Below are 14,175 nucleotides of genomic sequence, written 5' to 3'. Positions count from 1 at the left end.
TAACAGAGACTGAATAAGTTGTCTCAAAAAAAGTCACTTCTTTGATTATAATACATAAAGTTTGATCACAGGAATGTGTCTTGCCTCATACGATCCGTTAGTCTTTGTTTTTACTGACGGTGAGGTGACATTTGATGCAGAAAAAAAAGCCTCTTAATCGTTCAAAGTTAAAGAATGGACCAGCTCGCCAAAATCCTGATTTCGTATCCATCATAAATAAATGGAGCCGCTCTGTATTTGGTATTGAAGTAGTTCAAATACAAAATTCCTCTCGTCCATTTCAGTTTTTCGGCCCTTTTGGACAGCTTCCTGAACGTTCCTATTCAAGTGTAAATATTGGTACAGGGTTCTTGGTGCATGCTAATGGATATCTTTTAACTAATGAACATGTTGTCCATGGTGCTAATCGAGTAATATTGCGAGCTGTAGATTCAAAAAAAACACTTACAGGCACGGTTGTTTCTACCGATGAAGAACATGATATTGCGTTGCTTCATTGTCAAGCACTCCAGGATAAATATCCTGTGTTAGAGATTGCCCAAATGAAAGACATATCTGTTGGACAATGGGTACTTGCTTTTGGTTCTCCACTTGGATTGGACAATACGGTGACTGTCGGCATCGTAAGTGCCAAAAATAGACCCTTATCCATTGGTGAACGTCATTATGAAAATTTAATCCAAACAGATGCGGCTATAAATCGTGGTAATAGTGGAGGACCATTACTCAATTTGCAGGGCAAAGTTATTGGAATGAATACTGCAGTCTCACAAAGTTCACAAGGTATTGGTTTTGCGATACCCGCCGATATTCTAAGAACAGTATTAAAAAAATTAATGCCTGTTGATTGAAAATCTGCTGCAACTTTAAATGATTGATTATGTGTGTTTTTTAATGAATTGCATGTGAACAGGAGTGATCAGTATATGAATTATCACGAAGCATTAGCTGAGTTAAATGTTTCGCATGCGCATCCCGGTGGGAAATATTCAACCGATCAATGGATTTCATATATAAACCCAACTGCAGGGCTTAAAGTTTTAGATGTAGGATGCGGAACCGGTGCAACAGCTGTTTTTCTGGCCAAGCATTATGGATGTAGTGTTACAGCTCTCGATATAAGATCTAAAATGTTAGAAAAATGTAAAATTAGAGCAAATCAAGAAGGGGTAGATATCGATATTCAAATGGGTGATATTGAAAATTTGAAGTTTGATAATGACACTTTCGATGTCGTTTTATGTGAAAGTGTATTAGTTTTTGTCAAACAACAGAAGGCTTTGATAGAAATATATAGAGTTCTTTCTGAAAAAGGTAGGTTTGTAGATGTCGAGATGGTTTTAACTATGCCCGTTAATCAGGAATGGAAACAAACAGTTTTTGAAACCTACGGAGCAAAAAATGTTTGGGATAAAAACGGTTGGATACAGCTTTTTCAGAAAGCAGGATTTAAAAAGACCAAAGTTTTATTCATGCAACCTCTTCGTTCAGTTGTTCAATCTACTAACTATTCACAGACACTTGACTTAAATAGCAGTATGGGTAAGGCCATAAACCAACAGGCATTAAGCGTTATCCGGGAAAATGCAGAGTGGATGGAAAAATATTCTCATACCATTGGTTACGGTATTTTTGTTTCTAACAAGTAAGCTTAAATTCTATAGTTTCGTACCCTAGGCAACCAGATTTTCCTTGATAGATCTGGATAAATGGTTGATAAACTGTTCAACAGTCCTGTCGATAACGTTGTCATTTTGGATATCTGCCGTATTCGTGATGGATTTTGGCCATTCGAGCAGTAGACACATGGCGTCAGGGAACCGGATGTTATTGAGTTTGTCAAGGCAATCGAAGAAGAGCGCCCCTATCGTTCTTGGGTCTTGCTCGTCCCGTGTCGAGTTTTCAGTATGATGTACTTCGTGAAAAATATGTGGTGTGGGCAAACATTTGGTCGTATGTGCGCCCCTGCAGTTCCTTTGCCAATCGCAGATTGGATTACTGATCTTGAAAAAACACTCAATGTCCCATCGCTTGAAGTAGATGCGAATCATTTCGTCATCTGACAGGTTTACAACTGCGGAAAGAAGTTTGAGCCATTGACGGGAACAGTCCCTGTCTCGTACAAACACCATCTTGATAGGGATTGGGTTGTTATTCTCATTTTGACCAATGGCGACAATCACGGAAGCAAGGATTTTCTCCCGCCCATAGCGCTTTCTCTTTGAGCGTCAAGCGGCGTCCTTCGTGTTCGTAGCCAACTTTAGGCAACGCTTTGAGCACATGCACACCACATGATCTAATGGTCTAATGCCTTGAGGATGACTGCTGGATACGCAAACCAAAATGTCGAATAGCAAGTGTTTTGCGGTAATCTCATGGCTCGTGCCTGGGCCAGCAATTCAAAGAGAGCATCTGTTGCCTTTTGCATGCACTCTTTCTAACGCCTATAACCGCAAGTACGATTGTCGATGGAATCTTCCATATCACGGAGGCGGTTGCGCTCATTCTCAGAACTGAGCAACGAAAAGGTAAGTGGTGCAAAGGAATTCCTATCCGCTTAGCAGAAAATGAGGGTGTTTTTTGCTTTTTTATCGTATAGAATCCCAAGTTGTACCGGCGCATTACCGGATTAAATCGGGTGTGAGACTTGAGTTAGATATTTAATTTTACGGGGCTAAAATCTAAGTAGTCAGCACTTGTTAGGCGATATTCTATACCATTTTTAAAACCCTCAAAAGCATATTGATGTGCTTGAGCATGAAGATGACCATATATACATAAATCAATATTATTTTTTTCTAATAATTCAGTAATCTCCGTGGAATCACCATTCGAGCTTAATGGCGGATAGTGAAGCATCACCATTTTTTTTGGGCAATTTTTAGGTGCAGAAAGCAAGGATAATTTTAGTCTCTCCACTTCTCGAGCGTATAACCTTATATCATCTGATGTTGTTTTGGGATGTGAGGGTAATTGCCATCCTCGAGTACCACAAATACATAGATCGTCGATTAACATTGAATCATTCTGAATAGCGAATACATTCCTTGGTAATATGGATCTTACCTTTCCGATACCATTCCACCAATAATCATGGTTTCCTTTAATTAAAATTTTTTTTCCTGGTAATGTACCGAGCCAATTCAAATCTTCTTGTACTTCATCTAAAGTCATTGCCCATGATATATCACCTGCAATTAATACTAGATCTTCATGATGAATATGCTCGATCCAGTTTGCTTTAATTTTTTCCGCATGATTATCCCAACAATCCCCAAAAATCCCCATGGGTTTTTCTGATGAAAAAGATAAATGTAAATCTGCAATGGCAAATACATTCACGTGTTAGTTCTCCTTAATGATTTATTCTAAAATCAGCTTTTGATATTGTTTTTTTTACTATTCAATCTGGTACTTGAACTTGCGAATCATCTATATTTTAAATGGTGATTACATGGAGCGTTGGACTTCAGAACAAAGTCTCATTTTAAATCAACCTATTCAAAATACAGTTATTTTTGCTGGTCCGGGAAGTGGTAAAACAACTGTATTTACTGCTTTTCTTGCTCATCAGCTTGATAATAGACAAATTTATTCCGATCAAACAATGGCTGTAACGTTTACCCGGAAATCCGCTCAAAGCATGATGTCAAAATTAACAGGTCAAATTCAACACAAACAACTGTTAAAAAAATTACGAATTGGAACTTTTCATGGTCAATTTTTCAGATTTATACTCCCATTTGTCAAGGAAATGCCAGTTCTCTTAAAATCGCATGAAGAACGAAAACTTATTGAGAGTGCACTTCGAAAATTATTGCCTATTAGTCAACCTTTTTCCACTCAACTTATAGATGACGCTGTACAAATCATCATGCGTATGAAAAGTCGATATCCCATTCATGGAAATTCTCAATTCGAGATGGATCTATTGGAAATGTATGAAAAAAATAAAAGTGTAGAAAAACGATGGGACTTTGAAGATATTTTGCTCTTTAGCCTATTTTTATTCACACACTCTAAGTCATTTCAAGATGTCATGAGAAAATGGGAATTCATCATGGTTGATGAGTTTCAAGATACAAATAACATTCAGTGGCATGTTTTGAATGAATTAATCAAAATTTCTGACGCTAAGCTTTTTGTAGTTGGTGATGATGACCAAGCCATATATTCATTTCGGGGATCATCCAGTTACTGGTTGCTCCATTTGGATGAGCTTATTCCTAATACGTCTAAATATTTTTTGCAGTATAATTTTCGTTCAGATATAGATATCTGTAAATATTCATCGAATATTATCGAAAAACAAAGTCATCGATCTGAAAAAATTATGATTCCAACAAGCTCCATGTATGGTAATTGTGCGGCCGTCACAGTTAAGAATGAAGAAGAAGAGTATTATTTTATTGAAAAACTGCTTTTGCATTTTTTTAGTTTAAAAAAGAATATGAGCATAGCTATTTTAGCTCGAACACGAAGAGAATTGATACCATTTATAAAACTGATTCCAAAATACTATAGTCGGCATTTTTATCTGACAGTTTGTACGTTTCATGAAGCAAAAGGACTGGAGTGGGATGTGGTTTTCTTACTAGGAGCCGTAGAAAAGAATCCATTTCTGCGAAATGTGGATTCTCATATTCTCATCCCAACTAGAGATAATCAAAATTTAACGAGTGAAGATGATGAAGAGCGGAGGTTATTCTTCGTCGCGTGTACAAGAGCAAAACATGTTTTAATTACTTTTTTTCCACAATGTTATGGTGGGAAAAAAATGAACATTTCTCCTTACCTTCTCGAAAGTCAAATGTCCATTCATTGAAGACAATTTCAATTATTAAAACTTGAATTTCTAAGGTGAGTGGACTGTAAAATTTTAAATCCATCTGATACAAGGGATTTGAAGGCATGAAAAAGGACTTCACCCCAACCTTCGAGAAGATTTCAAGTGACGAAACCAGAAATTTCCGAAGAGGGAAGTCCTATTTGTATCTTCTCCAACCATCGCCTGCTTCTGTTTTTTTGGGGCTTGGCTCTCCAACCGTATGCTTTTGAAGTTAAGAAAGCCGTCAACCCAAAAGCACAAGATCTATCCATCATGAAGCGATTCTACTTGCACTTCTGACGGCTTCGCTTGAAGGAATAGCCAAGGTAAAGATACACATGCTTATCAACGCGATCGCGATACTCGCATCAGCACTAGCCGTAAACCAGATGGAACAACACAAGAAGACTGCGTAAGCTAAAACAAGTTCATCTGATGAGAACAGCATCGATCACCAGTATATGAAATATGCTTGCTACGCTGGGCTTGTTCCTTTTTTCGCCTCTACCCAAACGACCATTCTGCAGAACGATCAGGTAAAAAAAGGATTACAAAAAGGGGTTGCAAAAAAGTTTGGAGGGAGGTAAGATAGTCGCTGTCGCTGCAAGAGGGGACGCGAAAGAGAGCCTTGGCAGCGAGAGAACCTTGAAAACTAAACACGCACAAGAATCACCAAACGCCAGAGAAGAAGTGCCCGAGCTCGAGAGAGCGAGGGAGAAGGAATCAGACATTGAGAGTTTGATCCTGGCTCAGGACGAACGCTGGCGGCGTGCCTAATACATGCAAGTCGAGCGGGTATCGAAAGATACCAGCGGCGGACGGGTGAGGAACACGTGGGGAATCTGCCTAACAGACCGGAATAACGCCTGGAAACGGGTGCTAAGGCCGGATAGGCGCATGAGGCGCATGCCTGATGCGGGAAAGGATGCTAGGGCATCGCTGAGAGAGGACCCCGCGGCGCATTAGCTAGTTGGTAGGGTAAAGGCCTACCAAGGCGACGATGCGTAGCCGACCTGAGAGGGTGACCGGCCACACTGGGACTGAGACACGGCCCAGACTCCTACGGGAGGCAGCAGTAGGGAATCTTCCGCAATGGGCGCAAGCCTGACGGAGCAACGCCGCGTGAGCGAGGAAGGCCTTCGGGTTGTAAAGCTCAGTCAAGGGGGAAGAGCGGCAAGGAGAGGGAATGCTCTTTGCGAGACGGTACCCCGAGAGGAAGCCCCGGCAAACTACGTGCCAGCAGCCGCGGTAATACGTAGGGGGCAAGCGTTGTCCGGAATCACTGGGCGTAAAGGGTGCGTAGGCGGTTCTGCAAGTCTGGGGTGAAAGGCCAGGGCTCAACCTTGGGAATGCCTTGGAAACTGTAGGACTTGAGTACTGGAGAGGCAAGGGGAATTCCACGTGTAGCGGTGAAATGCGTAGAGATGTGGAGGAATACCAGTGGCGAAGGCGCCTTGCTGGACAGTGACTGACGCTGAGGCACGAAAGCGTGGGGAGCAAACAGGATTAGATACCCTGGTAGTCCACGCCGTAAACGATGAGTGCTAGGTGTTGGGGGGTACCACCCTCAGTGCCGAAGGAAACCCAATAAGCACTCCGCCTGGGGAGTACGGTCGCAAGACTGAAACTCAAAGGAATTGACGGGGGCCCGCACAAGCAGTGGAGCATGTGGTTTAATTCGAAGCAACGCGAAGAACCTTACCAGGGCTTGACATCCCTCTGACGATACCAGAGATGGTAGGTCCCTTCGGGGCAGAGGAGACAGGTGGTGCATGGTTGTCGTCAGCTCGTGTCGTGAGATGTTGGGTTAAGTCCCGCAACGAGCGCAACCCTTGACCTGTGTTACCAGCACGTAGAGGTGGGGACTCACAGGTGACTGCCGGCGCAAGTCGGAGGAAGGCGGGGATGACGTCAAATCATCATGCCCCTGATGTCCTGGGCGACACACGTGCTACAATGGGCGGCACAACGGGAAGCGAGAGAGCGATCTGGAGCGAACCCCTGAAAACCGCTCGTAGTTCGGATTGCAGGCTGCAACTCGCCTGCATGAAGCCGGAATTGCTAGTAATCGCGGATCAGCATGCCGCGGTGAATCCGTTCCCGGGCCTTGTACACACCGCCCGTCACACCACGAGAGTTGGCAACACCCGAAGTCGGTGGGGTAACCCGAAAGGGGGCCAGCCGCCGAAGGTGGGGTCGATGATTGGGGTGAAGTCGTAACAAGGTAGCCGTATCGGAAGGTGCGGCTGGATCACCTCCTTTCTAGGGAAGAGAGAGGGGTTTGGTGGAGAGGCGTGCGTGTTTAGTTTTGAGGGTTCTCGGGAGAGAACTTAGCGAAAGCTACTTATGCCTTGAGAGAGGGATAAGCTCGAAGGACCTTGAGAACTGAATCAGCAAGAGGGAAGCAAGGTGAAGGTAGAAAGGGCGCACGGAGGATGCCTAGGTGCCAGGAGCCGAAGAAGGACGGGGCGAACACCGAAATGCCTTGGGGAGCTGTACGCGAGCGAAGATCCAGGGATGTCCGAATGGGGGAACCCACCGGTCGTGATGGGCCGGTACCGCTATCTGAATGTATAGGATAGACGGAGGGAACCTGGGGAACTGAAACATCTCAGTACCTGGAGGAGAAGAAAACAAGAGTGATTCCGCAAGTAGTGGCGAGCGAACGCGGAAGAGCCTAAACCATGATGGTGGAGAAGGGGACCCCCGTTGCCATCATGGGGTAGAGGGGATGCGCAGCCAGGCAGGGTCTTGCCTGGGCCGAAGGAGACAAGGGAGCCAAACGACATGGGAAGGTCGGCCAGAGCGGGTGAGAGCCCCGTAGGCGAAGCTTGTCGAGGGAGGTAGCGCAGGCCCCAAGTACCGCGGGACACGAGGAACCCCGTGGGAATCCGGGAGGACCACCTCCTAAGGCTAAATACTCCCTGGCAACCGATAGCGGAGAGTACCGTGAGGGAAAGGTGAAAAGAACCGCGGGAGCGGAGTGAAAGAGAACCTGAAACCGTGTGCTTACAAGCAGTCGGAGTCCGAAAGGATGACGGCGTGCCTTTTGTAGAATGAACCGGCGAGTGATGGTGATAAGCGAGGTTAAGGCAGGGAAGCCGGAGCCGAAGCGAAAGCGAGTCTGAAGAGGGCGAGAAGTTGATTGCCATCGACCCGAAACCGGGTGAGCTACCCCTGGTCAGGGTGAAGTGCGGGTAACACCGCATGGAGGCCCGAACCCACCGGCGTTGAAAAGCCGGGGGATGAACTGGGGGTAGGGGAGAAATTCCAATCGAACCCGGAGATAGCTGGTTCTCCCCGAAATAGCTTTAGGGCTAGCGTCACGGATGAGGGACGGAGGTAGAGCACCGATGGGGTGCGGGGCCCGACCAGGGTTACCAAGCTCCGTCGAACTCCGAATGCCGTTTCATTGAACCGTGGCAGTCAGACTGCGAGTGCTAGAATCCGTAGTCAAGAGGGAAACAGCCCAGACCAACAGCTAAGGTCCCCAAGGGTGGTTAAGTGGGAAACGATGTGGCGGTGCATAGACAACCAGGATGTTGGCTTAGAAGCAGCCATCATTGAAAGAGTGCGTAATAGCTCACTGGTCGAGTGACGCTGCGCGGAAAATGTAACGGGGCTAAACCACACACCGAAGCTATGGCTGTGGGAAGACCACAGGGTAGGGGAGCGTTCCATAAGCGGAGAAGCCTTCTTGAGAGGGAAGGTGGAGGTTATGGAAGTGAGAATGCCGGTATGAGTAGCGAAAAGAGGGGTGAGAATCCCCTCCGCCGAAAGCCCAAGGTTTCCTGGGGAAGGATCGTCCACCCAGGGTTAGTCGGGACCTAAGGCGAGGCCGAGAGGCGTAGTCGAAGGAGAACGGGTTGAGAATCCCGTACCAGATGGATTTGCATGACTGAAGGGGTGACGCAGGAGGCTAGAGCGAGCGGCCGGATGGAAGAGGCCGTCCAATCCGCAAGGGGGTCGCGCAGGGAAAACCGCGCGGCGAGAACTCTGAGCGGTGATGGGGAGGGAAGAAGAGTACCGAAGCGCTCGAGGTCACACTGCCAAGAAAAGCCTCTAGGGAGAATGCATCTGCCCGTACCGGAAACCGACACAGGTGGGCGCGTGGAGAACACGGAGGCGCGCGGGAGCACTCTCGTTAAGGAACTCGGCAAAATGGCCCCGTAACTTCGGGAGAAGGGGCGCTCTGAAGAAGAGCCGCAGTGAAAAGGCCCAAGCGACTGTTTAGCAAAAACACAGGTCTCTGCGAAGCCGAAAGGCGAAGTATAGGGGCTGACGCCTGCCCGGTGCTGGAAGGTTAAGAGGAGGGGTGAGGGCGAGAGCCCGAAGCTCTGAATTGAAGCCCCAGTAAACGGCGGCCGTAACTATAACGGTCCTAAGGTAGCGAAATTCCTTGTCAGGTAAGTTCTGACCCGCACGAAAGGCGTAACGACTTGGGCGCTGTCTCAACGAGAGACCCGGTGAAATTGTAATACCTGTGAAGATGCAGGTTACCCGCGGCTAGACGGAAAGACCCCGTGGAGCTTGACTGTAGCTTGATATGGGAGACGGGCATGTCATGTACAGGATAGGTGGGAGACACAGAAGCATGGGCGCCAGCCTGTGTGGAGTCGATGTTGGGATACCACCCTTGAGATGCTAGTCTTCTAACCTGGCACCCTGAATCGGGTGTGGGGACAGTGTCAGGCGGACAGTTTGACTGGGGCGGTCGCCTCCTAAAAGGTAACGGAGGCGCCCAAAGGTTCCCTCAGCGCGGATGGAAACCGCGCGGGGCGTGTAAAGGCACAAGGGAGCTTGACTGCGAGACGGACAGGTCGAGCAGGGACGAAAGTCGGGCTTAGTGACCCGGTGGCACTGCGTGGAAGGGCCATCGCTCAACGGATAAAAGCTACCCCGGGGATAACAGGCTGATCTCCCCCAAGAGTCCACATCGACGGGGAGGTTTGGCACCTCGATGTCGGCTCATCGCATCCTGGGGCTGAAGTCGGTCCCAAGGGTTGGGCTGTTCGCCCATGAAAGCGGTACGCGAGCTGGGTTCAGAACGTCGTGAGACAGTTCGGTCCCTATCTGCCGTGGGCGGAGGATACGTGAGAGGGTTCGTCCTTAGTACGAGAGGACCGGGATGAACCGACCGCTGGTGGACCAGTTGTCCTGCCAAGGGCACAGCTGGGTAGCCAAGTCGGGGAGGGATAAGCGCTGAAAGCATCTAAGCGCGAAGCCTGCCTCAAGATAACGTATCCCATTCCGTCAAGGAAGGAAGACCCCTTATAGACGATAAGGTAGATCGGTCCGGCGTGGAAGCGTCGTGAGGCGTGGAGCGGACGGATACGAATCGGTCGAGGCCTTCACCAAGGAAAATCCCTCTTGCTGAGACAGTTGGAAAGGGAAGAAGAGTCTGGTGACCATAGCGGAGGGGATACACGCGTACCCATCCCGAACACGACCGTGAAGACCTCCAGCGCCGAGCATACTTGGGGTGAAGACCCCTGGGAACCTAGGTCGTTGCCAGGCGATTTATTTTACTTTATATTTGGTTGTAAATAAATTTTTATTATGATAGAGTTTTCTTTGCTATTTCTTGCGGGTGTGGCGGAATTGGCAGACGCACCAGATTTAGGTTCTGGCGGGAGACCGTGGGGGTTCGAGTCCCTTCACCCGCACCAGTAAAATAAGCATTGTACAACCTTTTATAAAGCCTACTTCGCACATGGAAGTGGGCTTTTCATCTGAATAATATTATCTAACAGTAAAGATTCAGGAATTCTCCTGTTAATATTGATTCGAATATTTTTGTAAAATCACCTTGTAACTGTCCTCTATTCATTGTTATCATTTTCATAATCAATCCAGCTTGGGAGTGGGCACAAATGAGCGTAACAATATATGATGTTGCCCGTGAAGCCAATGTCTCAATGGCAACTGTTTCTCGAGTCATCAATGGTACGGCTGTTGTTAAGGAAGAAACCAAAAAACGTGTACAAGATGCTATTGAACGTCTTGGATATCGACCTAATGCAGTTGCTCGAGGCTTGGCCAGCAAGCGTACACGAACTATTGGAGTTATTGTGCCTGACGTCTCAACTGCCTTTGTAGCTGAAATTGTTAGAGGTATTGAAGATATCGCTAATATGTATAATTACCACATTATTTTAACGAATTCAGATGCCGATACCCATCGAGAGGTCTCTTTAATCGGAACCATGTGGGAAAAACAAGTCGATGGTATCCTATATATGACAAATATTTTAAATCAAGAACACATAACTGCTTTTGAACAAGCTGAGATCCCAGTAGTTTTATGTGCAACTGAGGATCCAGAAAAAAGAATTCCATCTGTAAATATTGACAATCGTAAAGCTGGTAGTGATGCTGCAAATTATTTAGAAAAGAAATCTTGTCAGAACATAGCTATTGTTTCACCGGATATTGGAACATCTTTAATTGCTGATCACCGTATTGAAGGTGTACGAAAAAAATTAGGAAATAAGTGTACTTTTATTCATGTGGGGAAAGGGAAATATGAGCAGGCTTTGCCTATTCTAAGAAATATATTTCAAAATAAAAATTATGATGGTGTCATCGCTATGAGCGATGAATTAGGATTGGCATCTGTGCATGCTATTCATGATAATGGATTTCAAGTACCTCATGATGTACGCATCATTGCTTTTGATAATACAAGACTAGCTACAATGGTACGTCCAGAATTGACTGTTATTGCTCAGCCGATGTACGATTTTGGGGCTGTTTCTATGCGTCTGTTGACAAAAATGTTATTAGATGAGCCTGTAGATACCTATAATGTTATATTGCAACACAATATTATTGAACGACAATCGAGTTGATTTTTTTCGTTTAAATAATGCAGAAAGTAAAATGAAACAAGTTTAAAAAGATCGGTGTATTTGTTTAAGAATTAACAGTTTTAAGACCTGCATCGATTTGAAAGTGAGGGATAATGAACATGAGAGTCGAGCGGATCGCCAAAGATAAAGTACGAATATTTGTAAGCTATGAAGACTTGGCTATGCGTGGTATTGAAAAAGATGAATTGTGGAAAAGTGGAAAAAAAGTACAGGAACTTTTCTGGGATATGATGGAGACGGCATACGCAGAAGTAGGTTTTGAAGTATCTGGGCCTATTGCCGTTGAGGCCTTTACCATGCCTGCTGAAGGCGTGGTAATTATTGTCACCCGAGTTCCTGCTGTACCTAATATTACTGAAGATGATCCCGATCTTGAAGACGAGGATTTTGAAGACCCATTTTATAGTTTTCCAATATTGGCTTATCAATACAGTGATTTTGAAGACGTATTAAGCTTGGCTTTTGCAACTGCGAAAGATGATGTTAAGTGTTCTTTATTTTCATATGAGAATGCTTACTTTGTCGTTTTAGATGAAATAGAAGAGTTTGATAAAAACCCCAATATCCATTCAGTGCTTTGTGAATATGGTGAGCCTTCTAGCTTAACCAGGGCATATCTGGACGAATACGGAAAATGCATTTTTCCTGAAAAAGCTCTAGAAAATTTAAGAAATTCTTTTCTCTAAAAAATTTTTCATTAACGGCCATGAAAGCAGTAATGACTTTCATGGCTTTTTGTAGGAAAATACGATTGTATATTTTATTAAAGGGGACTTATTGTGAGTACAAAAGACGTATCCATCCAAGAAAAACAAGAAAATTTAAATGTTCTAGAGTCAACTCAACAGGTTTTTTTAGAAGCTCTCAAAAAACTTGGTTATACTCAAGAAATGTACGAGCTCTTAAAAGAACCTTTACGAATCTTGAGTGTTCGTTTTCCTGTAACTATGGATGATGGAAGTGTTAAAGTTTTCACTGGATTTCGAGCTCAACATAATGATGCAGTCGGACCTACGAAAGGTGGAATACGTCTTCATCCTGATGTTACTCAAGATGAAGTTGTAGCACTTTCAATGTGGATGTCTGTAAAATGTGGTATAGCCAATTTACCTTATGGTGGAGGTAAAGGTGGAATTATTTGTGATCCTAGAGAAATGTCTTTTTCAGAAATTGAACGTTTAAGTCGAGCTTATGTGCGGGCTATCAGTCAAATTGTTGGACCTGCTAAAGATATTCCAGCTCCAGACGTCTTTTCAAACTCTCAAAATATGGCTTGGATGTTCGATGAATATTCTCGAATTAAAGAATCTGATTCTCCCGGATTTATTACAGGTAAACCGACGGTTTTAGGTGGGAGCTTGGGGAGAGAACGCGCTACTGCACGAGGCGTGGCAATATGTATTGAAGAAGCTTGCAAAGTTAAATCCATCCAAATTGAAAAAGCTCGTGTTTGCATTCAAGGGTTTGGAAATGCAGGAAGTTATTTAGCTAAGTTCATGCATGATATTGGTGCCAAAGTCGTTGGTATTTCAGATGCGTATGGTGCTCTTTATAATGAAAAAGGGTTAGATATTGATGAGTTATTAGAGAGAAGAGATTCATTTGGGAGCGTTACAAAATTATATAGAAATACTATTAGTAATCGTGAATTATTAGAATCAGAGTGCGATATTCTGGTGCCTGCAGCTATTGAAAATCAAATAACCTTAGAAAATGCAGATAAAATTAAGGCATCTATTATTGTGGAAGCAGCAAATGGCCCCACAACTATGCCTGCAACAGAAATTTTAGACAAAAAAAATGTGCTGATTGTTCCAGATGTTCTTGGAAATTCTGGTGGTGTCATTGTTTCTTATTTTGAATGGGTACAGAATAATCAAGGATTTTATTGGACAGAAGAAGATATTGATCAAAAATTAAAAAATTTAATGCAAAAAAGTTTTCATACGGTATATTCTACTGCTCAAAAGTTTAAAGTGAATATGAGGTTGGCTGCCTATATTGTTGGAGTTAAACGTATGGCTGAAGCTGTTCGGTGGAGAGGATGGATTTAAGATTCAATCCGTCATCTAAAATTGTTCATTGAGTGTTTGATAAGCTATCGAAGTATTTTTTATTTCTGTCTATTTTAATGTATATTTGAATCTTAGCATCCATCAAACTTTGAGTTTAGAAAATGGAGGTTAAATCGTATGTCACTGGAGACACTCACTTCTGAAGGAGTGAATGAAGAAGTGGTGGTTCAAAACCAGAGAATTAAAGTTCATATTCGTTGTAAAAAATGTGGTGAAACTTTTATTTTAAGAGGAGTAAGAGATTCAAAAGGCAATATAGAGACGGGCTTTAAGCGTTGTTTATGCGATAATGAGAATGATTTTGAAATAGAATTATTACATTAATTGCTTTAAGCATTCATAGATGTAGATGCGAAAAAATACGACATGTAAGATTCAATTCATTGAATAATGATAGATG

Annotated in this window: 9 protein-coding genes, 1 tRNA gene and 3 rRNA genes; 11 read left to right on the top strand and 2 right to left on the bottom strand. The window is 44.2% G+C overall.

Going from position 1 to position 14,175, the window contains the following annotated elements:
* Positions 1-134 precede the first annotated feature (134 nt).
* Positions 135-851: a S1C family serine protease gene (locus tag ACOJUR_RS09895; protein WP_072874248.1), complete on the top strand. Its 717-nt coding sequence runs from the start codon at positions 135-137 to the stop codon at positions 849-851.
* A 75-nt stretch (positions 852-926) separates the two neighbouring features.
* Complete coding sequence (locus ACOJUR_RS09890) at positions 927-1,649, top strand: class I SAM-dependent methyltransferase (RefSeq protein WP_420949904.1); 723 nt, start codon at positions 927-929, stop codon at positions 1,647-1,649.
* A gap of 24 nt (positions 1,650-1,673) precedes the next feature.
* Here ACOJUR_RS09890 and ACOJUR_RS09885 read toward each other — a convergent pair whose 3' ends face one another.
* A complete protein-coding gene (locus tag ACOJUR_RS09885; protein ID WP_420949903.1) occupies positions 1,674-2,183 on the bottom strand; it encodes a hypothetical protein in 510 nt (169 codons plus the stop codon).
* A gap of 469 nt (positions 2,184-2,652) precedes the next feature.
* Complete coding sequence (locus ACOJUR_RS09880) at positions 2,653-3,342, bottom strand: metallophosphoesterase (protein ID WP_420949902.1); 690 nt, start codon at positions 3,340-3,342, stop codon at positions 2,653-2,655.
* Positions 3,343-3,454: 112 nt separating this feature from the next.
* Here ACOJUR_RS09880 and ACOJUR_RS09875 point away from each other — a divergent pair, with 112 nt between their 5' ends.
* The 9 genes from ACOJUR_RS09875 (at position 3,455) to ACOJUR_RS09835 (ending at position 14,099) form a co-directional block, all read left to right on the top strand.
* Positions 3,455-4,825, top strand: a complete 1,371-nt coding sequence (locus ACOJUR_RS09875; protein WP_420949901.1) for a UvrD-helicase domain-containing protein — start codon at positions 3,455-3,457, stop codon at positions 4,823-4,825.
* A gap of 729 nt (positions 4,826-5,554) precedes the next feature.
* Positions 5,555-7,090 (top strand): 16S ribosomal RNA (locus ACOJUR_RS09870).
* 146 nt (positions 7,091-7,236) lie between these two features.
* Positions 7,237-10,186: ribosomal RNA gene (locus ACOJUR_RS09865) — 23S ribosomal RNA — on the top strand.
* A 42-nt stretch (positions 10,187-10,228) separates the two neighbouring features.
* Positions 10,229-10,345: ribosomal RNA gene (rrf, locus tag ACOJUR_RS09860) — 5S ribosomal RNA — on the top strand.
* The 16S, 23S and 5S rRNA genes sit together here with 1 tRNA gene alongside, the layout of an rRNA operon.
* A gap of 69 nt (positions 10,346-10,414) precedes the next feature.
* Positions 10,415-10,497, top strand: a tRNA-Leu gene (locus ACOJUR_RS09855).
* Positions 10,498-10,701: 204 nt separating this feature from the next.
* Positions 10,702-11,679 carry a substrate-binding domain-containing protein gene (locus tag ACOJUR_RS09850; protein WP_420949900.1) on the top strand — a complete coding sequence of 326 codons (978 nt, stop codon included), beginning with the start codon at positions 10,702-10,704 and terminating at the stop codon, positions 11,677-11,679.
* Positions 11,680-11,798: 119 nt separating this feature from the next.
* Positions 11,799-12,386 carry an adaptor protein MecA gene (locus tag ACOJUR_RS09845; RefSeq protein WP_072875248.1) on the top strand — a complete coding sequence of 196 codons (588 nt, stop codon included), beginning with the start codon at positions 11,799-11,801 and terminating at the stop codon, positions 12,384-12,386.
* Positions 12,387-12,479: 93 nt separating this feature from the next.
* Positions 12,480-13,754, top strand: a complete 1,275-nt coding sequence (locus ACOJUR_RS09840; protein ID WP_420949899.1) for a Glu/Leu/Phe/Val family dehydrogenase — start codon at positions 12,480-12,482, stop codon at positions 13,752-13,754.
* 138 nt (positions 13,755-13,892) lie between these two features.
* The gene (locus ACOJUR_RS09835; RefSeq protein WP_072875246.1) at positions 13,893-14,099 is read left to right on the top strand and encodes a hypothetical protein; all 207 of its coding nucleotides are present in this window, start codon (positions 13,893-13,895) and stop codon (positions 14,097-14,099) included.
* Positions 14,100-14,175: the final 76 nt, after the last annotated feature.

This window comes from Alicyclobacillus tolerans, assembly GCF_048984885.1.
Classification (GTDB): Bacteria; Bacillota; Bacilli; order Alicyclobacillales; family Alicyclobacillaceae; genus Alicyclobacillus_I; species Alicyclobacillus_I tolerans.
This window is presented reverse-complemented; position numbering and strand designations above follow the sequence as displayed.

What these genes read in the sequence shown, in the direction of transcription:
- ACOJUR_RS09895 (WP_072874248.1), top strand. Translation starts at nt 135, where the DNA reads ATGCAGAAAAAAAAGCCTCTTAATCGTTCAAAGTTAAAGAATGGACCA.
- ACOJUR_RS09890 (WP_420949904.1), top strand. Translation starts at nt 927, where the DNA reads ATGAATTATCACGAAGCATTAGCTGAGTTAAATGTTTCGCATGCGCAT.
- ACOJUR_RS09875 (WP_420949901.1), top strand. Translation starts at nt 3,455, where the DNA reads ATGGAGCGTTGGACTTCAGAACAAAGTCTCATTTTAAATCAACCTATT.
- ACOJUR_RS09850 (WP_420949900.1), top strand. Translation starts at nt 10,702, where the DNA reads ATGAGCGTAACAATATATGATGTTGCCCGTGAAGCCAATGTCTCAATG.
- ACOJUR_RS09845 (WP_072875248.1), top strand. Translation starts at nt 11,799, where the DNA reads ATGAGAGTCGAGCGGATCGCCAAAGATAAAGTACGAATATTTGTAAGC.
- ACOJUR_RS09835 (WP_072875246.1), top strand. Translation starts at nt 13,893, where the DNA reads ATGTCACTGGAGACACTCACTTCTGAAGGAGTGAATGAAGAAGTGGTG.